The organism is Mesorhizobium tamadayense, from assembly GCF_003863365.1.
GTDB classification, from domain to species: Bacteria; Pseudomonadota; Alphaproteobacteria; order Rhizobiales; family Rhizobiaceae; genus Mesorhizobium; species Mesorhizobium tamadayense.
This window is the reverse complement of sequence record NZ_RQXT01000012.1, coordinates 73,752-95,542: the sequence shown is the minus strand read 5'-3', so window position 1 is coordinate 95,542 and position 21,791 is coordinate 73,752. Positions and strand designations below refer to the sequence as shown.

General features: G+C 60.5%; 27 protein-coding genes and 1 tRNA gene. 16 read left to right on the top strand and 12 right to left on the bottom strand.

What is annotated here, in order from left to right:
• Nucleotides 1-40 precede the first annotated feature (40 nt).
• A complete protein-coding gene (locus tag EH240_RS37900) occupies nt 41-193 on the bottom strand; it encodes a hypothetical protein (RefSeq protein WP_167484005.1) in 153 nt (50 codons plus the stop codon).
• A gap of 143 nt (nt 194-336) precedes the next feature.
• On the opposite strand from EH240_RS37900, the gene EH240_RS12790 reads away from it, so the two are divergent.
• A complete protein-coding gene (locus EH240_RS12790; protein WP_124998706.1) occupies nt 337-1,155 on the top strand; it encodes a DUF2189 domain-containing protein in 819 nt (272 codons plus the stop codon).
• A gap of 37 nt (nt 1,156-1,192) precedes the next feature.
• On the opposite strand, the gene EH240_RS12785 is transcribed toward EH240_RS12790, so the two are convergent.
• The 8 genes from EH240_RS12785 to map all read right to left on the bottom strand — a co-directional run bounded on the left by EH240_RS12785 (nt 1,193) and on the right by map (nt 8,113).
• Entirely contained in the window at nt 1,193-1,666 is a 474-nt protein-coding gene (locus EH240_RS12785; protein ID WP_124998704.1) for an aminoacyl-tRNA deacylase, read from the bottom strand.
• A gap of 130 nt (nt 1,667-1,796) precedes the next feature.
• Nucleotides 1,797-2,201, bottom strand: coding sequence for a cytochrome C oxidase subunit IV family protein (locus tag EH240_RS12780; RefSeq protein WP_124998702.1), 405 nt, complete (start codon nt 2,199-2,201; stop codon nt 1,797-1,799).
• Between the two features lie 26 nt (nt 2,202-2,227).
• Nucleotides 2,228-2,947, bottom strand: coding sequence for a heme-copper oxidase subunit III family protein (locus EH240_RS12775; RefSeq protein ID WP_124998700.1), 720 nt, complete (start codon nt 2,945-2,947; stop codon nt 2,228-2,230).
• A gap of 10 nt (nt 2,948-2,957) precedes the next feature.
• Nucleotides 2,958-3,662 (bottom strand): cytochrome c oxidase subunit 3, encoded by a 705-nt coding sequence (locus EH240_RS12770; RefSeq protein ID WP_124998698.1) that lies wholly within the window; start codon nt 3,660-3,662, stop codon nt 2,958-2,960.
• Nucleotides 3,659-5,434, bottom strand: a complete 1,776-nt coding sequence (gene ctaD, locus EH240_RS12765; RefSeq protein ID WP_124998696.1) for a cytochrome c oxidase subunit I — start codon at nt 5,432-5,434, stop codon at nt 3,659-3,661. The genes EH240_RS12770 and ctaD overlap by 4 nt, the downstream gene beginning before the upstream one ends.
• 22 nt (nt 5,435-5,456) lie before the next feature.
• Complete coding sequence (locus EH240_RS12760; RefSeq protein ID WP_124998693.1) at nt 5,457-6,341, bottom strand: cytochrome c oxidase subunit II; 885 nt, start codon at nt 6,339-6,341, stop codon at nt 5,457-5,459.
• A 153-nt stretch (nt 6,342-6,494) separates the two neighbouring features.
• Complete coding sequence (gene radC, locus EH240_RS12755) at nt 6,495-7,250, bottom strand: RadC family protein (protein ID WP_124998691.1); 756 nt, start codon at nt 7,248-7,250, stop codon at nt 6,495-6,497.
• A gap of 35 nt (nt 7,251-7,285) precedes the next feature.
• Nucleotides 7,286-8,113 (bottom strand): type I methionyl aminopeptidase, encoded by an 828-nt coding sequence (gene map / locus EH240_RS12750; RefSeq protein WP_124998689.1) that lies wholly within the window; start codon nt 8,111-8,113, stop codon nt 7,286-7,288.
• Nucleotides 8,114-8,449: 336 nt separating this feature from the next.
• Between map and EH240_RS12745 the strand changes: the two genes are divergently transcribed.
• Nucleotides 8,450-8,752 (top strand): DUF982 domain-containing protein, encoded by a 303-nt coding sequence (locus tag EH240_RS12745; protein WP_124998686.1) that lies wholly within the window; start codon nt 8,450-8,452, stop codon nt 8,750-8,752.
• A gap of 18 nt (nt 8,753-8,770) precedes the next feature.
• Here the strand turns inward: EH240_RS12745 and EH240_RS12740 are convergent, their stop codons facing one another.
• Both EH240_RS12740 and EH240_RS40030 read right to left on the bottom strand, forming a co-directional pair.
• On the bottom strand, nt 8,771-9,457 hold the full coding sequence (locus EH240_RS12740; RefSeq protein ID WP_124998684.1) for an aspartyl/asparaginyl beta-hydroxylase domain-containing protein: 687 nt from the start codon (nt 9,455-9,457) through the stop codon (nt 8,771-8,773).
• Between the two features lie 296 nt (nt 9,458-9,753).
• Complete coding sequence (locus EH240_RS40030; protein ID WP_425374791.1) at nt 9,754-9,966, bottom strand: hypothetical protein; 213 nt, start codon at nt 9,964-9,966, stop codon at nt 9,754-9,756.
• A gap of 54 nt (nt 9,967-10,020) precedes the next feature.
• On the opposite strand from EH240_RS40030, the gene EH240_RS12730 reads away from it, so the two are divergent.
• A complete protein-coding gene (locus EH240_RS12730; protein ID WP_124998682.1) occupies nt 10,021-10,458 on the top strand; it encodes a CBS domain-containing protein in 438 nt (145 codons plus the stop codon).
• 139 nt (nt 10,459-10,597) lie between these two features.
• Here the strand turns inward: EH240_RS12730 and EH240_RS37895 are convergent.
• Nucleotides 10,598-10,686 (bottom strand) — tRNA-Ser (locus EH240_RS37895).
• A gap of 288 nt (nt 10,687-10,974) precedes the next feature.
• Between EH240_RS37895 and EH240_RS12725 the strand changes: the two genes are divergently transcribed.
• The 13 genes from EH240_RS12725 to EH240_RS12665 all read left to right on the top strand — a co-directional run bounded on the left by EH240_RS12725 (nt 10,975) and on the right by EH240_RS12665 (nt 21,685).
• On the top strand, nt 10,975-12,216 hold the full coding sequence (locus tag EH240_RS12725; RefSeq protein WP_167484004.1) for a tyrosine-type recombinase/integrase: 1,242 nt from the start codon (nt 10,975-10,977) through the stop codon (nt 12,214-12,216).
• Between the two features lie 39 nt (nt 12,217-12,255).
• Nucleotides 12,256-12,630, top strand: a complete 375-nt coding sequence (locus tag EH240_RS12720; protein WP_124998678.1) for a hypothetical protein — start codon at nt 12,256-12,258, stop codon at nt 12,628-12,630.
• 75 nt (nt 12,631-12,705) lie between these two features.
• Entirely contained in the window at nt 12,706-13,026 is a 321-nt protein-coding gene (locus EH240_RS12715) for a MerR family transcriptional regulator (protein WP_206075256.1), read from the top strand.
• Between the two features lie 135 nt (nt 13,027-13,161).
• On the top strand, nt 13,162-13,437 hold the full coding sequence (locus EH240_RS12710; RefSeq protein WP_124998676.1) for a hypothetical protein: 276 nt from the start codon (nt 13,162-13,164) through the stop codon (nt 13,435-13,437).
• Entirely contained in the window at nt 13,434-14,087 is a 654-nt protein-coding gene (locus EH240_RS12705; RefSeq protein ID WP_124998674.1) for a hypothetical protein, read from the top strand. Before EH240_RS12710 ends, EH240_RS12705 begins: the two co-directional genes overlap by 4 nt.
• Nucleotides 14,084-14,500, top strand: a complete 417-nt coding sequence (locus tag EH240_RS12700) for a hypothetical protein (protein ID WP_124998672.1) — start codon at nt 14,084-14,086, stop codon at nt 14,498-14,500. Before EH240_RS12705 ends, EH240_RS12700 begins: the two co-directional genes overlap by 4 nt.
• A 236-nt stretch (nt 14,501-14,736) precedes the next feature.
• A complete protein-coding gene (locus EH240_RS12695; RefSeq protein WP_167484003.1) occupies nt 14,737-15,633 on the top strand; it encodes a DUF7146 domain-containing protein in 897 nt (298 codons plus the stop codon).
• The gene (locus tag EH240_RS12690) at nt 15,630-17,264 is read left to right on the top strand and encodes a hypothetical protein (RefSeq protein ID WP_124998668.1); all 1,635 of its coding nucleotides are present in this window, start codon (nt 15,630-15,632) and stop codon (nt 17,262-17,264) included. Before EH240_RS12695 ends, EH240_RS12690 begins: the two co-directional genes overlap by 4 nt.
• 221 nt (nt 17,265-17,485) lie before the next feature.
• A complete protein-coding gene (locus EH240_RS12685; RefSeq protein WP_245435970.1) occupies nt 17,486-17,905 on the top strand; it encodes a terminase small subunit in 420 nt (139 codons plus the stop codon).
• 194 nt (nt 17,906-18,099) lie between these two features.
• A complete protein-coding gene (locus EH240_RS12680) occupies nt 18,100-18,966 on the top strand; it encodes a recombinase family protein (RefSeq protein WP_245435965.1) in 867 nt (288 codons plus the stop codon).
• Between the two features lie 333 nt (nt 18,967-19,299).
• Nucleotides 19,300-19,890, top strand: a complete 591-nt coding sequence (locus EH240_RS12675) for a hypothetical protein (protein WP_124998664.1) — start codon at nt 19,300-19,302, stop codon at nt 19,888-19,890.
• A 56-nt stretch (nt 19,891-19,946) separates the two neighbouring features.
• Nucleotides 19,947-20,276, top strand: a complete 330-nt coding sequence (locus tag EH240_RS12670; protein WP_124998662.1) for a hypothetical protein — start codon at nt 19,947-19,949, stop codon at nt 20,274-20,276.
• Between the two features lie 206 nt (nt 20,277-20,482).
• Nucleotides 20,483-21,685, top strand: a complete 1,203-nt coding sequence (locus EH240_RS12665) for a COG3904 family protein (RefSeq protein ID WP_124998660.1) — start codon at nt 20,483-20,485, stop codon at nt 21,683-21,685.
• Nucleotides 21,686-21,791: the final 106 nt, after the last annotated feature.

Here is a 21,791-nt window from a genome sequence, read left to right as displayed (position 1 = left end):
CGGTCGGCAACTGCGCTGCTGAATACCGCGCCCTGCGCCATCACGCCGGCAGCGCAAAAAATCCCAACAGCAGCAGAATAACTATGCCAAGGCCGAGTATGAGAAGCGTCCGCGTGTCCATGACGTTCACCTTCGCACCCTGAGAATACCGAAAAAGTACCTCTGGAGCCAGCATGCCGCTGCGGCTGGCCATTAGCCGGCGCCGACCAGAGGGCGACAGGTCGGGCGTAAAGGAGTATGTTAGCCATTGGTGCAGGTCGCGGTTTGCGTGGCCAGTCATGCGAAACGGCAGCGTCAAGCTGCGACCTTGCCGGACCTTGTCTGGAGGGAATGGTCATGGCAAGTTTTCACGTGATTGCAGGGGCCAGCGAGACGCTGGAGCACACGAAAGTCCGAAAAATCGGTGTGTCCGATCTTTTCGACGCGCTTAGGCGCGGTGTGGACGATTTCATGGTCAAACCGTCCCATATCGTGTTTCTGTGCCTGATCTACCCGGTTGTCGGGGTGGTGCTTGCGGTGTGGACTTCGGGCGCCAATGCGCTGCCGCTGCTGTTTCCGCTTGTGTCCGGCTTTGCGCTGATCGGCCCATTCGCGGCGATCGGGCTCTACGAGATCAGCCGCCGGCGGGAAGCCGGGCTCGATGCGTCCTGGCGCCACGCGTTCGAGGTGAGGAGTTCCCCGGCGTTGCCGGCCATCGCCGCCGTCGGGATCATGCTGCTTGCGATCTTCATCGCGTGGCTTTTGACCGCAAAGATCTTCTACGAGCAGCTGTTCGGGCCCGAGCCGCCGGCGTCACTGTCCGGCTTCGTCGCGGAGATATTCGCCACTGGACGCGGCTGGACGCTGATCGCGTTGGGTCACGCCATCGGGTTCGTCTTCGCCGTGGTCGTGTTGTGCACTACCGTGGTGGCTTTCCCGCTGCTGCTTGATCGCGACGTTGGCGCCTACGAAGCCATTCACACCTCTATACGCGTGGTGTTGGCGAACCCGATCGTGATGGCCGTCTGGGGACTTATCGTCGCCCTTGGGCTGATCGTCGGCTCGCTGCCGGTGTTCGCGGGGCTGGCGGTGGTGCTGCCGGTCCTCGGCCATGCCACCTGGCATGTGTACCGCAAGGTGGTGGAGGCGCCGGCCGCCCCAAGACCGGCGAATTGAGCGAACCCTGTCGCGAGCACCAGCGAGGCCGGTACTCTCACAGGGCCGGGTGGCTGAACCGTGCCTGACGCGCGCCCGTGGTCAGATTGCGGAAATCCTTGCCGCTGACATGCACCAGCGTCTTGTGGTCGCCGCCCTCGAAATAGATGTCGGCGGCATCGCCGAGGCTTTCGTCAAGAATGACCGGCACATCATAGGCCGCGCCGATAGGGGGTATGGCGCCGATGTCGCAATCATCGAAGAGCGATACCACCTCCTCCTCGGAAGCGAGCCCGAGGCGCCTGTCCATGACATCCTGCAGCTTGCCGAGCTCGATCCTGTGGGTGCTTGGGACCACGGCCAGCGCATAACCGAGCTCGTGGTGAACGACCACGGATTTCGCCATGATGCTGCCGGGCACATGCGCGGCAATGGCGCTCTGCCTGGTGGTGGCAGTTCGATGATGCTCGACGGTGTCGTACGGGATTCCCTTGCTGTCGATAAAATTCCTCAGTCTGCTTGCTATCGTCATTTTACGCGTCCTTTGCTTGAGTTCACGACGCACATGTCAAAACCAAAATGGACCGGCGGCCTTATGGTTTCATGGCCCGGCCCCCGCGGCTCCCGGCTGGTCATGCTGCAGCTGGACTCGAAATCGCGCGTCAGGGGCCGGGCCCGAAAAATGAGATACGGGTCAAAAGCGTGTAGTCGGCCTCGAAGACCATCATCGTCACGAAAACCAGCACCAGTATCGGCGGCAGAATGATAGCATACATCATCGCCAGCCGCTCCCAGGCCATATGCATGAAGACGGCGACGATCAGTCCTGCCTTGAGCATCATGAAGATCAGGATCAGCGACCATCTGAGATAGCCATGGAGACCGAAATAGTCGACCAGGTAGGAGCAGGTGCTGAGAATGAACAGCCACGCCCAGACCACCAGGTAGAGCTTGATCGGGTGTTCCTGATGAACCTCGGCGTGAGCGACCGCCGTCGTGGCGGCATCCTGCGCATGGGTGGCGTGCAGTGCGTGTTGTCCGAGACCGTTTGCGGTTGCTTCAGCCATGTCTTCCTCTCAACAAAGCCTGCCTCTCACCAAAGATAGAAGAAGGCGAAGATGAACACCCAGACCAGGTCGACGAAGTGCCAGTAGAGTCCCATGATCTCGACATTCTCGTAACGGCCCCGGCGGCTGGTGAAGAAGCCGGGTCTTCCGGTGTCGAAATCGCCGCGCCAGACCTTTCGGGCAATGATGATCAGGAAGATCACGCCGATCGTCACATGGGTGCCGTGGAAGCCGGTGATCATGAAGAAGCTCGAGCCGAACTGCGCGGCGCCCCAGGGATTGCCCCAAGGCCGTACCCCTTCGGTGATGAGCTTGGTCCATTCGAAGGCCTGCATGCCGACGAAGGTGGCGCCAAGCGCTGCGGTCAGAAGCATCAGGATCGCGGTTTTGCGGCGGTCGCGGCGGTAGCCGAAATTGACCGCCATGGCCATGGTCCCGCTGCTTGAGATCAGCACGAAGGTCATGATGGCGATCAGGATCAGCGGGATCTCCGAGCCGCCGATGCGCAAGGCGAAGACCTCGCTTGGATTCGGCCACGGCACGCGCGTGGAGATGCGCGCCGTCATGTAGGAGAGCAGGAAGCAGCCGAAGATGAAGGTGTCGCTGAGCAGGAAGATCCACATCATGGCCTTGCCCCAGGACACGTTCTTGAACGCGCGCTGATCCGAGGCCCAGTCGGCGGCGATGCCTTGCCAGCCTTCGGGCCGGGGCGCCTGGTCGGTATGCGTCAGGGTCGTCTCAGCCATCGCCGGTCTCCTAGGTCAGCAGCCGTTGGCAAATGTCGATGAACGTTGCCGCCCAACCGGCCAGAACGGCGAAGACGCCGAGCCAGACGAAAAGCAGGAAATGCCAATACATGGCGCAGAGCTCGACGCCGAGGCGCAGCCGCTCCGGCCGCGCTCCGTTCCAGGCGCCGGCGCTCGTCCTGCCAAGGCCGACCAGCCCGCCCAGTATATGCAGGCCGTGCATTCCGGTAATCAGATAGAAGAAGCTGTTGGCCGGGTTGGAGGCCAGCAGATAGCCGCCTTCGGTCAGTTGCCGCCATGCCATCAACTGGCCCGCCAGAAAGGCGAGGGCCGTCAGCCCGGCGGTTGCAAGACCGAGCCTGACCATGTCCATCTGGCCTCTGCGCGCGGCGACAACGGCACATTGCAGCGCGACGCTGCTTAGCACCAGCACGCCCGTGTTCAGCCAGAGCAGGCGCGGCAGCGGCAGCGGTCGCCAGTCCGACAGGCCCATGCGCATGAAGTAGGCGCTGGTGAACAGCGAGAACAGGCAGCCGACGACGGCGAGGAAGACGCCGAGGCCGATCTTGGCAGTGGGCAGAGCCGACCGGTCGAGGCCGATGAAATCCCCTGCCAGGCCTTGCTCGAGCCACGGCTTCGCCAGCAGCCGCTGGTGCGAAAGCCACCATCCGGAAAAGCCGGCGATGACGAGCAGGAAGACCAGGATGACGCTCATGCCGGTTCTCTGGAAGGTCCGAGCCCGAAGGAGCCCGGCACGTTCTGCGGGATGAAGTCCTGCTTGGCGCCCGGCACGCTGTAGTCATAGGCCCAGCGATAGACGATCGGCAGCTCCTTGCCGAAATTGCCGTGCGCCGGCGGCGTCTCAGGCGTCTGCCACTCGAGCGTCGTTGCCCGCCACGGGTTGCCGCCGGCCTGGCGGCCATGGCGGATGCTCCAGATCAGGTTGAACAGGAACACCATCTGCGCGAAGCCGACGATGAAGGCCATGATGCTGATGAACGAATTCAGGTGATGGGCCGACTCCGTCATTATCGTCATGTCGGTCAGCTCGGCGTAGCGCCGCGGGATGCCCATCAGGCCGAGATAGTGCATGGGGAAGAAGATCAGGTAGGCGCCGAGGAAGGTGACCCAGAAATGGAAGCGGCCGAGCGTCTCGTCCAGCATCCGTCCGGTGACCTTCGGATACCAGTGATAGATCGCGCCGAAGATGACCAGGATCGGCGCGACGCCCATGACCATGTGGAAATGAGCGACGACGAACATCGTGTCCGAGAGCGGCACATCGACGACGACATTGCCGAGGAACAGGCCCGTCAGGCCGCCGTTGACGAAGGTGACGATGAAGGCGAGCGCGAACAGCATGGGGATGGTGAGGTGGATGTCGCCGCGCCACAGCGTCAGCACCCAGTTGTAGACCTTGATGGCGGTGGGTATGGCGATGATCAAGGTCGTGGTGGCGAAGAAGAAGCCGAAATAGGGGTGCATGCCGCTGACATACATGTGGTGCGCCCAGACCACGAAGCTCAGCGCGCCGATGGCGATAATGGCCCAGACCATCATGCGGTAGCCGAAGATGTTCTTGCGCGCATGGGTGCTGATCAGGTCGGACACGATGCCGAAGGCCGGCAGCGCCACGATGTAGACTTCCGGGTGGCCGAAGAACCAGAACAGATGCTGGAACAGGATCGGGCTGCCGCCATTGTGCTGCAACTGCTGGCCCATCTCGACGATCGCCGGCATGAAGAACGAGGTGCCGAGCACCCTATCAAGCAGCATCATCACGCACGCGACGAACAGCGCCGGGAACGCAAGCAGCGCCATGACGGTGGCGGTGAAGATGCCCCAGACGGTGAGCGGCAGGCGCATCAAGGTCATGCCGCGCGTGCGCCCCTGCAGCACCGTCACCACATAGTTCAGCCCACCCATGGTGAAGCCGATGATGAACAGGATGAGCGAAGAGAGCATCAGGATGATGCCCCAGTCCTGGCCGCCCGGCGTTCCGGTCATGATGGCCTGCGGCGGATAGAGCGTCCAGCCGGCGCCGGTCGGTCCGCCTGGCGCGAAGAAGCTCGACACCAGAACCAGCACGGCCAGCAGATAGACCCAGTAGCTCAGCATGTTGACATAGGGAAAGACCATGTCGCGGGCGCCGACCATCAGCGGGATAAGGTAGTTGCCGAAGCCGCCGAGGAAGAGCGCGGTGAGCAGGTAGATCACCATGATCATGCCGTGCACGGTGATGAACTGGTAGTAGGCTTCGGGGGTGATGAAGTCGAACGTGCCGGGGAAGCCGAGCTGCAGCCGCATCAGCCAGGACAGCACCAGCGCCACCAAGCCAATCGCCGTTGCCGTTGCCGAATACTGGATGGCGATCACCTTGGCGTCCTGCGAGAAGACGTATTTGGTCCACCAGCTGTGCGGGTGGTACAGTTCCACTTCCGCGACTTCGGCGGGCGGTACGGCATCTGCGGGTGTGATATCGACCATTGGGAGCACCTCCGTGCCCTGTTCAGCGGGCCTCTGGGGTTTCGAGCTTTGCTGCTACGTCCAGCCCCGACGCTGTCGTGCTTTCCGTCGATCGGGCGGCAGAGCCCGTCTTCTGCGGCGCCGACAATTGCGCAAAAGTCTGCTGCTGGCCGACCCAGGCCAGATAATCCTGCTCGGTGTCGACCACGGCCACGCCATGCATCAGTGGGTGTCCCTGGCCGCACAACTCGGCGCACAGGACCTGGAAGGTTCCGGTCCTGGTTGGGGTGAACCAGAAATAGGTGACCGAACCCGGGATCATGTCCATCTTGGCGCGGAACTCCGGGATGTAGAAATCGTGCAGCACATCGATCGAGCGTAATAGCACCTTGACCGGCTTGCCGACCGGCAAGTGCAGGTCTGCCGCCTCGACCACGATATCGTCCTGGCCGTTGGGGTCGCTGGGCACGATGCCGAGCGGGTTTTCAGCCGATACGATGCGAGTGTCGGACGTGCCGAGCTTGCCGTCCTTGCCAGGCAGGCGGAAGCTCCATTGCCATTGCTGGGCAACGACCTCAAGCTCGGTCGCATCGCTTGGAACGGTTACGAAGCGGCTCCAGACGAAAAGGCCGGGGACAAGCAAGGCCGTGACGCCGACCGCGGTGACGACAGTCAGCCACCGTTCGAGGCGCTGGTTCTCCGGTTCGTAGGCCGCGCGGTTGCCCTCCCGGTGGCGGAAGCGGAACACGCAATAGGCCATGAAAAGCACCACGGCGGCGAAGACGACGCCGGTGATCCAGAAGCTGATGATGATGGTGTTGTCGATATAGTCCCAGTTCGAGGCAATCGGCGTCCACCACCATGGGCTCAGGAAGTGAAACACCACCGAGCCCACAACAACCAAAACGAGTACAAGCGCAATGGCCATGTCCCGTTCCTCCCGGGCATTCGAGGGGCGCGAAGCCGTCCCGGAGAATGCCAAGCGCCATCATAGCGTGATTTGCGCTCGAAATTCCAGAGCCGACCGTCCAATGTGGAAAAGTGGCGTCTTTCGCGTCGCAACGCTCGCGACGGGGCGTGCCTAGATCAGCAGCAGCCCCTTCATCGAGGCGTTGCCTTTGCGGCCGATGATAATGTGGTCGTGCACGGCGATGCCGAGCTGCTTGGCCGTGTCGATGATCTGCTTGGTCATCTCGATGTCGGCGCGCGACGGCGTCGGGTCGCCGGACGGGTGGTTATGCACCAGGATGATGGCGCTGGCGGAGAGCTCGAGCGCGCGCTTCACCACCTCGCGCGGATAGACCGGCGTATGGTCGACGGTGCCGGTCTGCTGCACCTCGTCGGCGATCAGTCCGTTCTTCTTGTCGAGGAACAGGATGCGGAACTGCTCCCGGCTCTCGAAGGCCATGGCCGAGCGGCAATAGTCGAGAAGCTGCGTCCAGTTGGACAGAACCTCTCGGCCGCGCACTTCGCCCCGCGCCATGCGCTGGGCGGTGGCGGCGATGACCTTGAGATCGGTCGCGACGACCGGGCCGATGCCTTTCACTTCCTCGAGCAGCGACGTCGGCGCGCCGAGCACTTCGGCCAGCGAGCCGAAGCGGGCGATCAGCGCCTTGGCGATCGGCTTGGTGTCGACGCGCGGGATCAGCCGGAAAAGCAGGAGCTCGAGCAATTCATAGTCAGGCAGGGCGTCCGGTCCGCCGGCGACGAAGCGTTCCCGCAGACGATCGCGATGGCCGTGATAATGCGGCTTTTCGGCAGGCGTGGCGGTTTTCTTCTGTGGCGGTTCGACCCAGGCTTCGGAAAAGAACGCCCGCCCGTCCTCGACTTTTCCCATAGCCTGCCCACTCCCCCTTCAGGCTTCGGTGGAGACTAGGCCGGCAGGCCGGGCCGGTCGAGCTTTTTCGGCGAGAGCGTGAAGATCTCGCAGCCGGTGTCGGTGACGCCGATCGTGTGCTCGTACTGCGCCGACAGCGAGCGGTCGCGCGTCACCGCCGTCCAGCCGTCCGACAGCACCTTCACATGCGGGCGGCCGAGATTGATCATCGGCTCGACGGTAAAAATCATGCCGGGCCGCATCTCGACGCCCTCGTTGGCGGTGCCGTAATGCAGGATGTTCGGCGCGTCGTGGAAAAGCTGGCCGACACCGTGGCCGCAGAAGTCGCGCACCACCGAGCAGCGCTCGGCCTCGGCATAGGTCTGGATGGCGGCGCCGATGGCGCCGGTGCGGGCGCCGGGCCTGATCGCCGCGATGCCGCGCATCAGGCATTCGTAGGTCACCTCGAGCAGACGCTCGGCGGCGCGCTTGATCGTGCCCACCGGATACATGCGCGAGGAATCGCCATGCCAGCCGTCGAGGATATAGGTGACGTCGATGTTGACGATGTCGCCGTCCTTCAGCGGCTTGTTGTCGGGAATGCCGTGGCAGACGACGTGGTTGATCGAGGTGCAGGACGATTTGGTGTAGCCGCGATAGTTGAGCGTCGCCGGCAGCGCGCCCTGGTCCATGCCGAACTCGAAGACGAAGCGGTCGATTGCCTCGGTGGTGACGCCAGGCTTCACCATCGACACGAGCTCGTCCAGGCAGCGCGCGGTGAGGTCGCAGGCCTTGCGCATGCCGGCAAAGCCTTCCTCGCCGTAAAGGCGGATCTGGCCTGTGTTTCTCAAAGGGGCTGTGGCGGCGTCGAGATAGGTAACCATTTTGTCCGTTTGCCGGGTGATGGCTCCTGACGAGCCGATGCGGAAATTTCTCCAGATTTGGCACCGGAAGCCGCAAGGTTCAAGGAAGAAGTGCCGAGAGACCGCCGTCGCGCGGAATATTCGCCGGCGCAGGGCCTCTGGATTCATCGCGAAGCTTTCCTTTCGCCACCCGTGGGGTAGGGCGAGATTGGATACAGGAGATTTGTGCCGTTGACGGCGCACCGATGGCCAGACCGCTCACCGCACTGAGGTCACATTCCTGGGTCAGAAGGCCGCAAAAGCAACTTTTCGGAACGAACGGCGTTGCTCCGGCTGCGACAGTTCGGGAGACAGGGAATGGACAGACTGCAATTCGAGGTGCCGGTGCGCATCACGCCCGCGCCTGGCCTGCCGGTCGAGGAAATCTACAGCGTCGAGCAGGCGCTCGACTTCCTGCAGGACTGGCCGAAGCGCCGCCAGGGCAAGGTCTACGACGTCGCCTTCAACGCCTGCTTCGGCGCGACGGTCGACGTGGCAAGCGCCGAGGAAGCCTGCCTCGCGTTCATGGCCTTCTGCCGTGTTAGTGGCTTGCTTGCGCGCGACATGATGGTTCCGGGCAAACGTGGCGGCGCAAATTTGCCCCGCGAGGCAAGGTTCTAAAATCGCCGATTCGCCGGATCAGCCGCCGAACGACACGCCCCGATAGCGCATCCCTAGCTGCACGCCGCGCACGATCACGCGTGACAGGATTTCCATGTCTAGCGACATCTTCGGACGCCAGACGTCGAGGAGGAGAGCGACGCGCGGCTGATCCGAATTGTTGATCACCTCGTGCTCGAAAGTATCGTCCCACAGCAGGCACTCGCCGTCGGCGATCCGCTTTTCCTCATGGTTGATCATCATGATCGTCGCCGGGCGGCCGTCCGCCTGTTTCGGGATGACTAGGCCGAGATGAAATCGCATGATGCCGCGAAAGGGGCCGCGATGGGCCGGGATGTGCTTGCGCGGCGCCAGGAATGAGACAGCCGCCGATTTGACCTCGGGGCATTCGGACAGCAGCCGGCTGAGGGTAGGCATCCGCGTGAGATTTTCCGGAATCGTCATGTCGTAGGCCCTGAGCACGAACATGCGCCAATCCAGGCCGTCATTGGCCGAGATTTCGGCCTGCTCCGGCATGATGTCGTCGAAACGCGGCGCCCGGTTCAACTGCACCGACAGCGCTTCGTCGCGAATACTCTGCCAGGCGGCCGCAAACTTCGCCGCGTTGGGAAAATGGGTGCGGATATCAAGAATCGCCGGTGCATCTATGCGCTTTTCATAGATACGGCGCACCAGATCGGTTCCAAGATCGTAGACGTTCGACATCGCATTGCCTCGACCAGTTTATAGTATAGTGAATGATTGCTTCCAACTATTGCTCACGGAGATTTGTTCCGAGGATTTCGGGTAGACGTTCGGCTTCGTATCACTGCGTGCTCGACGCCAGCCGCGTACCGACGCCGACATCGACGACTTCAGGTCGTGCCGGCCAAGGCCATCGTGCGAGTGAGCTCGGCAGTCTGCCTGCTATGCGGCCGAGCGCCGGGCGAGCGCGATGCGGGTCTGGTAGCCGCGTGCCCGGACGTGGTTGGAGGCAACATCGCCGATCGAGGTCAGCAGGGTCAAACGGAGGCTTTCCTCGGAAGCGTCCAATCCGTGGCGGGCGGCCTCGAGCCCCTGCGGGTGGCGCCGACGAGATCCAACTCGCAACTGGCATCGAAGCCCGCCTGGTACTGGTCGTAGGTTTCGCTGGCGGTCCCGCCGGCGGTGGTCGCGGCGGTCCTGTTGCGCGTGGCTGAGGCCGAACCGTCGGCGGACGGGAACGTTTCCGGCAAGCGGACATTCCTCCCCTATCGGCGGCGAGGGCTTTTCAAAGAAGGAGAAAAGCCATGAAGGTCGGCAACTGTATGACCGAGGCCGTTCGGGTCGCCAGCCCGGATCAGACATTGCAGGAAGCAGCAGCAACCATGGCCAGTCTTGATGCCGGGGTCCTGCCGGTCGGCGAGAACGACCGGCTGGTGGGCATGATCACGGACCGTGATATCGCCATACGCGGAGTCGCCGAAGGCAGGGGCCCCGAGGCCACGATAAGGGAGGTGATGAGCGCGGAGGTCAGGTACTGCTTTGACGATGAAGAGGTCGAGGATGTCCTTCGCAAAATGGGCGATCTCAAGATACGGCGGATGCCGGTGATAAGCCGCGACAAACAGCTCGTTGGCATCGTGTCGCTTGGGGATCTCACCATGAACGGCGAGGCTGCGCAGGCCGGCGAAGCGCTTGGCGGCATCTCGCAGCCCGGCGGCATGCATTCACAAATGACGCATTGATCCCTATTCGCAAAACCCGCCCGTCGCGCCTCCCCAGGTGCGACGGATCGGTGGTCGGCCGAGAGGCGCAGACCAGCCTAGGCAAAGCGCTAACACTTCGCTTGCCTTAGAAACTGCCACTGACTTCGGAAAGACCGGCTGGTACGCCCAAGGGGAATCGAACCCCTGTTACCGCCGTGAAAGGGCGAAAAATGCTTGTTTTTTGCGGTAGAGATAGCTCGTTGGCGTAAGCAAATATAAGCCATAGTAAATTGTTTTAAAATGATTTTTTTGATTATCTGTGTCCCGTTGCATCCTGGTGGCCACGGCGGTATATAGGGACCAATATCGGGACCAAATCCGATCTATTTTCCCTCGGACGTCGCTGGATCCGTCATGTCTCGGGTAAGAAAAGAAATTGCTATCACGACGCGAAACGCCCGCAGGCAGCTGAAGGCGCGAAAAAAGCCCTACTGCCGATCTCTCGGCCCTGGCGCTGCCCTCGGCTACTGCCGGAGAGCGAAGGGTGGATATTGGGTGGCAGTCGAATACCTAGGCAAGGGTGACTATCGACAAGCGCAGATAGGGGTGGCGGATGACGAATTGGCCGCAGATGGTATCGACGTCTATGATTTCGAGCAGGCAAGAAGAGCCGCGCTGACCAAGATTGGAGCATTGCGGTCCGACGACCGAGCCTTGGCAGAAGGGCCCCCGCCGACGGTCCGCATGGTAGTCGAGGCGTACGTCCTTAGTCGCGACGCTCATGAGCGAGAACTGAGCGAAGATGGAAGGCTCAGAGGTGACGCCCGCCAGCGCCTCACCCGACACGTGCTAGCGGACGAGATAGCTGACTTGCCTCTGAAAGCATTGACTGAAGAAGGACTCCTCAGTTGGCGGTCTCGCCGCTCGCCCGGGCTTTCTGGGGCAACAATGCGGCGCATCCAAAATGACTTCCGCGCGGCGCTTAACCTAGCGGCAAGGCAATACCGCTCGCGTCTTCCGGCCGACCTGCCAACGATTGTCAAACACGGCCTCGCGGTCGCGGGAGCTTCGGCGCCGGTGGCCCGCGACGGGGCAGCGTTACCAGACGCTGACGTTCGCCGAATAATAGAGTCGGCAAGAGTGGTCGACGAAGACGATGGCTGGGACGGCGATCTGCTGAAACTGGTTGCAGTTCTCGCCGCAAGTGGAGCCCGGTTCAGTCAGATTACGCGGATGCGCGTTGCTGATGTGCAGGTTACGCATGGCAGATTGATGGTGCCGACCAGCCGAAAGGGCAGAGGCGCCAAGAAGGCAACTCACACGGGTATCCGAGTTGGGGCCGACATTATTGAACTGCTCCGACCGTCCATTGCTGGAAAGGGGGGCTCCGACGTACTACTGCAACGATGGCGTCACATTCAGGTGAAAGGCACCGAAACAGAGGCGCCTCGCTGGGAGCGCGTTACCCGTGGCCCGTGGAGCTCCGCATCGGAAATCACCCGCCCTTGGGCCAAAATTGTCGCTCACTCTGGGTTGTCTGCCGACGTCGTGCCGTACGCACTCCGGCATAGCAGCATAGTGCGAGGGCTTAAGGCGGGCTTGCCGATTCGGTTGGTGGCGAGTCTGCACGACACCAGTAGCGCGGTTGTCGAACGCCACTACGCGTCGTCGATCATCGATGCGATGGATGAGCTTTCGGCAGCCGCCATCGTTCCTTTGATACCCCAGCAGGAGAGCGCGGCGGTAGTTCCGCTGCGACCCGCCGAAAAATCCAAGTTGGGTGCGATGACAGCGTAGCCAGAATCTCGGCGTGGCCACAAACAGAGGAGAGAGTACATGCCTGGTTATAAGCCGAACTGGGTGCTGAAGGTTGATCTGCCGCGACTTATCCAAACAGGTGATTCATCGCGTTCCGGAATTCGAGCAGCGTGGGCCAAAGCGCTCCATAATCTCGGCGCCGCGGCCAACAAAGGCCCGGGGAGGCCGAAGAAAGAAGCCGAGCATCGTATCATACTGTCTCGGGTCTATCGCGCGATCGGCGATGGAAAAAGACCTAAGCAGGCCTACAAACTCGTGGCAGATCAGCATCCGGTCGGTGAGAGAACTGTGCGAGACATTTACGAATCGAATGGGAAGCTGCGCGACCTTTGGAAGGAGAACGAAGAATTCCTAAAGGACGCAGCCGATTGGTCCGGCACCCTGCGACCATAATTGTTACGGCAGAACGCTCGTAGCTAAGCGTACCTAGGTGGATACTGTGTTGTTGCCCAACTTTGAGGTAACACCATGAACACTCTCGAGATCGATACGCAGACCGTTGTCCCAGTCGGCATTTCGCAGGTCTCCAAGCGGGAGGTCCAGTCTTCAACCGGCGGCCTTATCATTGGCCTCGACTTTCCAGCCGCAGTAGCCGCTTCAGGATTGTCTAGAGCTTGGCTGTATCGCGCAGCTCGCCGGAAGCAGTTGCGAGTCGTGAAGGCCGGCCGAAAATCACTGATCCTATCTACCGATCTATTAGCCTACATGCGCAATTTGCCCAGTGCACAGTTTAAGCCGGACGAAGGGGCCAACGACGCCCAACGTCGCGCTGGCCATACCGCATACTAACCGAAGCCTTGCCGCGTATGGCAGACGCGACAGGGCTTCGGGAGATAATTCGGTCTCTGGAATAGTCCGATTTATCAGACAAAAGCGGCTGTCGTCAAGCCTGCGGGTGGGCCTTCTCGATTAGAGGAGCGCCTGATGCGCAAATCATCCAGTCAGCATTTTTTACAGACGATTTCGGTCTTCGAAATCAAGACCACACCGCAGCTTTCGCTGGAAATGCGCGACAGCCGGCGAATGTCCGTTCCCCAGCGTCCACCGGGCAAGGGCTGGCGTCGATTGCCGTCCGACGATGCTAGTTTGGCGCGCTGGATAAGGCACCGCGAAAACATTGTGCTGCCATGCACATCTGGGTCGAGCGTCGAACGAAGTCGCCGAGCTACCTCCGTCTCCTTTTCGGGAGCCGCGCGATGATGGGTAAGCGGTCAAACTATCCTCGAATCTCGAAAGATTTCTATCCGACGCCAGCAAAGGCGGTGCTGCCGCTCTTGCCGTTTCTCAGGCCTGGCACACGCTTCATCGAGCCGTGTGGAGGGGACGGTGCGCTTATTAGCCATCTAGAAGCACACGGCCACACCTGCGTCGGTGCCGTCGACATAGAGCCGCGGCACCGCTCGATCGTGGCGCGGGATGCACTCACGCTAACCACCACCGACGTGGTCGGCGCCGAATGCTTCATTACCAACCTGCCGTGGAGTCGGCCCGTCTTACATCCGCTGCTCGCACACTTGAAGGGCCTTCTGCCGCTTTGGACGATCATCGACTCTAACTGGGCGCACACAATTCAGGCGGGTCCGCACATGCATTATTGTTCGCAGGTGGTTTCCATCGGACGGGTGCGCTGGATCCCCGGAACATCGAGCGACGGTAAGGACGACGCGAGCTGGTACCGATTTGAAGCGGTTCCAACGGAAACAATCTTCAAGGGTAGGGCGGCCTTGAGCGATCTCCGCTCCGTCGAGCACAACCCCACCTCGGTGCCGGGCGCTACAGCAAGCCGTCATGCTCGGCACCACCAATATTCATCACCAATGACACCCAAAGCAAAGGAAACGAAAGGATGACCGATTTCGATTTTTCGAAGGACTATGGCGTGGGCTTCTTTTCTGGACAGCGCCTACACGACAGGCTGATTCTGGAAGCAAAGGATGAGTTAATCCTGACGATCACCGGGATTCGCTTGCAGACGTTCAGCGATGCCGCCGACCCGGAATGGGTTCTGAGCCTCGGCGAGGGGGAGGACGAACTGCGGCTAAAGAAGAACAACAGGCAGCTCGGCCAGGCGCTCGCAGACGCGTACGGCATAAACGGCAAAACTTGGGTTGGTAAGCGGATCGGGCTGTCGGCTCACTGGATCACCTGGACGGACAAGGGCACCGGCGAGGCGAAAGAAGGCTACACGCTGAGAGCGCGAGGGTTTCCTGATGCCGAGGTATCAAAACCCTCACCCGGCCCCGACGACGATATCCCGTTTTAAAGCGAGTCTCCCAAATGGCAGACCTGGGTCCGTCCCTTGGCGCTGGCGCGCAATGGCCTTCCCGTCAGATCGCGGGTGGCCATCGCGCAACCGTTGATTGGCGAAGGAGAGTTCAAGCTCTTCGTCAGGATGACGAACAGATTCTAGCGAAAGCCTTCGTTATGAGCGTCGCCTTCCGAAATGGTGATGTTGCACCACTCAGAGCGGCTGCGGCTGAACGCTGCGAGGAACTTGCGGTGGAACTGCTCGGCCAGCCAACCGCGGTGAACCGGCGAGAAATGCGTTGGTCTGCGACCTACGATCTGGTGCTTACTGTTTGCGGCGGCAAGCAGGGACTCTGGTACGACTTCAATAGCGGCGTTGGCGGTGACATGCTCGAGCTTGCCCGGCATTCACTTGGCGTGTCGATAGCCGAAGCTATCACGTGGATGCGCGAGAAACTGGCGGCTCCGGCGGCCTCGCCGACCCCATGGCTGAAAGGCGACGCCAACGGGCGCACTCTGGCCGAACGCATCGAGGCGGCGCGAATGGCCTACGCTCGAGGAAAGGCGGCGCGAGGCACGCTGGCCGAGCGTTATTTCGTCCGACGCGGCCTCGACGTGCCGGAGGTGCTGTGGCGGCAATTGCGTTTCGACCCGGCCTGCCGGATGCAGGAAGGCATTTTCCCTGCGGTGTTGATGCCGCTACGCGATTGTCTTTCGTTTGAGATTGTTGGCGTTCACAAAATTGCGCTTGAACCGGACGCCGCTAATGCGCGGCGAGCGGATGGCCGCAAGCTCAAGAAATCGGCGGGACGGGTGAAGGGGGCTGCGATGATGCTCGGTCGCCCCGGTGAAAATCTTGCGGTCTGCGAGGGACTGGAAACTGCGCTCGGCATGAGAATGAGCGGGCTTTGCCAAGGATGGCCGATATGGGCGCTGACAGGAGCATCTTTCCTGGCTGAGCTGCAGCCAGTTCCGGGCGTGGAGCGATTTCTGATCGGCGCCGACAATGATCCTTCGGGTGTCGGGCTGAAGGCGGCTCGAGCAGCAGCAATGCGTTGGCGTGATGCAGGCGTTCCGGTCGAGATTGGCTGGCCGACGACCAGCGGCAAGGATTTTGCCGACGTCTATCGCCACAGTGAGGATGGATGACACACGAGCGCGATGATACTGAAAGATCGACGGCGGATATCATCCAGCTGGAGCGTCACGAGCCCGATTACAGGCCGGTGGTCCGCCTTGAGGCAGGCCTCTATACGCAATTGGCTGAGCGCATTGAACGGGCCATCCACGCGAAGCGCCTGCCGCTCTATGTCGGTGCCGTTGGACTGGTCTATCCAGCCGGCCGCAACGTTGAAACGGCGGAAGAGGTCTCTATCACCGTAACCCAGCTGGTGCCGGTCACCACGCCGGTCATGTTGCAGTTCATGGATCAGGCGACGAGGTTCGAAAGGTATGATCGCCGTTCAAGCCAATGGCTTGCGGTCAAACCGCCCAGGGACATCGCGGAACTAATAATCGCTCGGCGCGGCTTCTGGCCCTTTCCGGAGGTGCACGGCGTGATTGCCGCGCCGACCATCGGAGCCGACGGGAACTTTGTTTCAAAAGACGGTGTGGACGCAAAGTCCAAACTACTTCTGGCGGGCGCCCCAGTTGTCGAAATGGCGAAATTGCCGACCCGCGAAGATGCGCTTGCCGGGCTAGAGGTTCTCGAAGGACTGCTCGCTGAATACCAGTTCAGCGATGAATCCAGTCGTTCGGTCGCGCTGTCCATGCTGATTACGCCGCTGATGCGAGGGCTGGTGCCACTGGCGCCGCTGCATTGCGTCTCGGCGCCAGTCGCCGGGTCAGGAAAGAGCTATCTAGCATCGCTGGCAAGCGGCATCGCTACCGGTCGATACTGTCCGGTTATCCCGCCTGCCAACAAGGAGGAGGAATTTGAGAAGCGGTTGATCGGCGCGATGCTAGCAGGAATGCCGATTGTATCGTTCGACAATGTAAACGGGGTGCTGGATAGCAGCACCCTGTGCCAAGCGCTGGAGCAGCGCATAATCGAGGTGAGGCCGCTCGGTACCAGTACTCTCTGCACTGTCGAGCAGCGGATGACCTGGCTGGCCAACGGCAACAACATCCAGATCGCGCAGGATCTCACGCGGCGCTCGATAATGTGCCGCGTTGATCGCAACGAAGAGCGGCCAGAGCTGCATGAATACGACGAGCGGCCGTTCGAACAGGTAATCAGGAACCGGGCCAAATACATCGCTGCAGCGTTGACCATTGTGCGCGCCTACATAGTCGCAGGCAGGCCTGGCAAGCTGGCGCCATTGGCGAGTTACGAGCAATGGTCGGATAGCGTCAGGAGCGCGCTAGTTTGGCTCGGTTGCGCCGATCCCTGCGAGACCATGCTGGCGGTCAGGGCCAGCGACGGTCGCCTGCAACAACTCGGAACGCTGTTCGCAGCATGGGCTTCCTCACTTGGGTTAGGGATGGAATATCCCGCTAAACAGGTGATCACGGTTGCCCATAGTCGTAAGACCGGGTCTGGGGGGCCGCACGGTGAACCTGCAATGGAGCCCGACTCCCAGCTCTGGGATGCGATCTACGAGTGTTGCGGGGCAAAGGGCGCGATCGAGCCAAAGGCGCTCGGCAATTTTCTCAAGAATGTGGTGGATCGCGTCGTCACTTTGGATCTCGGAGAGGGAAAGTCGGTGCTGGTAAAAATGATAAAAAGCGACGAGATGCATCGTGACAATGTTGCGCGATGGATCCTTAAGATGCTTTGATGCGAGGTCTGTGAGCCCTGCGAGTTCATCTGCGGCAATGCGAAAGAAACTCTCAAGTGAGAGTTTGCGGAAAGACGGTATAGAGGGCCTCGCAAACCTCGCAGACCTCGCGCAAGGCTTGTCGAAGTTGGGTGGGGACCGGGATATCATAAAGCATCGGTATGGTAAGTAGTATGTTCTAGCGGTATCATGACCACACAATGCCAGACGACAAATTGAACATGCGGCAGGAGCGTTTCTGCCTTGGCCTCGCCGAGGGCCTCCCTCAATCGCGAGCCTATATCGAGGCCGGCTATATAGCGCGGAACAACGCGGCCGAGGCCAGCGCCTCTCAGCTTCTAAGAAATCCTAAGGTGGCCGCCCGCGTCGCCGAGTTGCGAGCCGACGCTGCAAAGCGGTCAGAAATCACTGTCGACGATCTGGTTGCTGATCTTAACCTCATGTTCAAGCTCGCGCTGGCAACCAAGAACCCTGCCGCTGGCGTGACGGCCGTCATGGGCAAAGCGAAGCTGCTTGGGCTGATCGTTGACAAGGCCGAAATTGCTACGACACTGCGCAAGCCGTTCCGTGAGCCCGGCGAGATCGAGCGGATGAGCCTTGAGGAGTGGACGGCCAAGTTCGCGCCCAATCGCGTGAACTAGGGAGCTGGTGCGCGCAAAGCCAACCAAAGCCGTTCGATGAACGATGTCCCTCGGCCGGCGTTGGCCGATTATGGGCTCGCCTAGTGGGTGCCGTCGACACTTCGAGCCATGAGCTTCGACGGCCATTGCTGGTCGGCGGTTCAGCAGGAATGGGCTCCTGGTATCCAAGGCGCTCCCTATGTTCCGATGGCGGCGTGTTCAGGTCGATCAGAACCACTCCAAAGTCGTCGTCTCCTGGTGTGTTAAGCGCAACCTTCGTTGACTTTTTACACAGCGCTGAATACACCGGCGTCGTGAGGCGCTTTGTCATCTACACCCGGGTATCGACGCAGGAGCAGGGCCGCAGCGGCCTAGGGCTGGAAGCGCAACGGCGCGACATTGACATCTTCCTGCACGCCTTCTCCGAGCTGCCTTGGGAGATCGTTGGCGAGTTTTGCGATATCCTGTCCGGCAAGGACGATAACCGGCCTGAATTGGCGAAAGCCCTGGACCTCGCGAGGCGCAAGGGAGCCGAGCTTCTGATTTCCAAGCTCGATCGGCTTTCCCGCGACGTCGAGTTTATCGCTAGGACAATGAAGCACGCCAATATCAAGGTCGCGACCATGCCGAATGCCGACCCTTTCCAAATGCACCTGTTCGCCGCGCTTGCCGAGAAGGAGCGCAAGTTTATCGGCGAGCGCACCAAGGCCGCTCTCGCCGCCGCCAAGGCACGAGGCGTCAAGTTGGGGGGCTATCGCGAAGGCAGCCTCGACGGACGGATCGCCGCCTTGAAGCAGACAGCAGACGAGGATGCGAGGCGCGTCATGGGCATCGTGCAGCCCCTTAGGCAGGCGGGAAAGTCGCTTCGACAAATTGCCGAAGAACTTGAGAAGCAGGCCATCCGAACGCCACGGGGCGGTGCCTGGACAGCAAAGCAGGTCAGTCTGACGCTCGCGCGGCTGACCAGGTTGGCTTCGATACCGGTAGACATGGCGGCCGTGCCGACAGAGGCCAAACGTGCCGAGCCTGTCGATCACTCTGAGCCTGTTGCAGACCGCGCGCCGCTTGGCAGCCGTTGGTAGGTCCGAGACGACCGGGGGCACTTATCGGTGGCGGGGGTGGGGGTGGCTTTGTGGGGCCCCACATCGGCGCGCGCAACGGACGCCCGGAGGGCTGTTGCGAGCTACGCGCGTCGCCGCCGCAGGCAGTGAGCAGCCCTAACCGCCTCCGACACTCGATATGGATCACGGCGTCGACCTCGTCGCTCCAGCTGCCGTCCTTCTCGCGCTGGCAATTGACAATACCGCGCGAATTTTGACCGCACCCACAGCCAACGCGATCCACCCGGATTGGCAGGGCGAGAGTTCGTGCGATGGCCGTTTAACCGGCGCCCGAGTCCGTGGTAGCAAGTCGCCATGGGAGCCTACTACGATATCGTTGATGCGCAGGTGGAAATGCTGCCGAATTCGGCCCAGCAATTCCTAAACCGGCGCCATAAACGAGACCCCGACCGGGAGACCTGGAACTATTACAACTACGCCTACGCCGATGGCGTGGTGGCGCTGGCCGACGCTATAGCTGGCAAGGTACACAAAGAAGAGTTGTATCTACTGCCGCTCTACATGCTGGCCCGACATTCCATGGAACTCTCGCTGAAAGCTTCGCTGGTCGAATTCCCGCCGCATACCGGCATCCCGGTCGACCTAGAAGGACACAAGCTCATCAACCTGTTCAAGCAGCTGTGTGACCAGGTGGTCGCCCTCGGCTTTTCGATCTATCACGAGTGGTCGTGGCGGACAGAGGAGATATTGCAGCACATCCACGTGCATGATCCCAACGGCGACCGCTTCCGATACCCGGAACGTAGGGATGGGAAAAAGTTCGCCGATATGGCTATCACCTTTGAAGATCTGGTGCGCTGCCATGGCGTGGTGACAGTCTTTGCCGATGCATCGGCAGATGAGCTTTTCGCCGAAAAAGGCATACCGCTAAACCAACGGAAGTGACGGGTGAGATGGCAGAAATCCCTGACAAGGCCATGTGGACAAGCAGGGAGGATATGATGAAGCGGATCAGTTGGCGGGACGACGATGGGAAGCTGCAAAGCATGCCCATCCGCCCCGATATCATCGTTCATACCCCACATACCGAAGTGAACATACTGGTGGTCGAGGCCAAGCGAGTGGGCAACAAAAACTATGCTCGCGACATCAAGAAGCTAAGCCTGATGACGCGTCACGAAAGCGTCCACCCCGATTACCACTACGGGTATCGACTCGGGGTGCATCTCATCGTGGACCTACCCAACAGGAACATCGTTGGGAATGACGTGTACCGGAACGGCAAAGTTGACGCCGACCTGACCGGGTTGCTGTGGCGCATTCTCCATTAGTTTCTGTTGCCAGCCAACCCAGCTTGACTCATGATTCCGGTATGGGCGGACCTTCCTCCTGGCCTCCTACATGGAATACCGCCGACATTTGCGATCTGGTTGCCGGTTGCTAGGACCTCCTCATCATAAGCAAGCTAGACGATAAGGACCTGCTGAGGTTTATTGCTATAGCACTGTTTCCTAGACTGATTCTCACCGAGGTAAAAATGAGAAACTGGGTTCTAAAAGCCTTGGTCGCAGGCCTGTTCTTTCTTCCTGTGGCAAGTTCCTTCGCACAAGAACCCCCCTTCGACTGGTCGGACGAGCAGGACATGACCTTTGCCGGCGCTTATAACGGCGGCAATTGCAATGGGTGCGAGTGGATTGTGGCTGAGGGCACGATCGTCGGCGATTCATCGAGCAAATTTCTGGATTACCTCACGCAAAGATTCGGGAGCCCTGACAAGGCAGTCTCTTTGACAGTGCATTTCAACTCTCCGGGCGGTGATGTTCTGGAAGCCATAAAGATCGGAAGGATAATCCGGGAATGGGGGCTGGATACTTCCATCGGGAAGACGACGGGCGTCTTGCGGGACGGCTTGGTGTACAGTGATTTTCCATCCCCTGGTGTCTGTGCATCGGCTTGTGCATATGCCGTGCTGGGTGGGAGCAAACGCTATCTTAGCGATGCCAGAAGCAAGCTGGGGGTCCACCAGCACTATTCACCGAAATCAGTCGAGAAACCGCTTGAGCTGACGGCGAGTGCAGTTGACCGGTCACTGGACCAACTGTTCACTGCCATCATTCTGGAATACGTGGTAAGCATGGGTGTCGATCCGGAGTATGCCGTCCTCGCACAATCCACATCTCCTTTCGAAATGCGCTGGCTGACCGAGGAAGAAAGGACAGATCTACAAGCCGACAACACCGCCGACCAATACTCCGAGGCCAAGATAATTCCTTTCGGTTCGCGTGGCGCTGCGGTCGAAATCGAACATACAAAAGGCGTTTTTGCCAATCTTGCAACACCGGCCAAATTCCGGGTTTACTGCAGAGGCGATTCAGCAACGCCCCACCTCGTCGCCATCATCACCGATAAGTTCGATTTCGAAGACGCTATGCGTACAGCGGTGGCGAGCAACATTGATTTTAAGGTGACAAACGAGCTTGGACTGAATATCACGGTCCATCCCAAGTTCGCCGGCCTTGAAGCCAAGAAGAATGCCGACAACACCCACACAGTTGCAGCAGCCTGGTCCCTTCCAGGGCTTTCGCGCGAAGTACTCTCGGAAGCTACGGCGGTTCAGGCTGTAGACTCTGTGGGTAAGTCCGTGCCTCATTACGCCTTTGATCTGGAAACAATGTTGGCCTTTTCGTTTCCCAACGCTGGCCCGCTTATGCAGCTCGCGCTGAGGAACTGCGTACAATAGTGGCTACTGCCCAACGTCTGCCGTATTCAACAGCTTGCGTCGTGATTCCCTATAACTAACAGGGTGTCATCAGGGACAACAGGGCTAAGAGGCCTCCTGTCGAGCA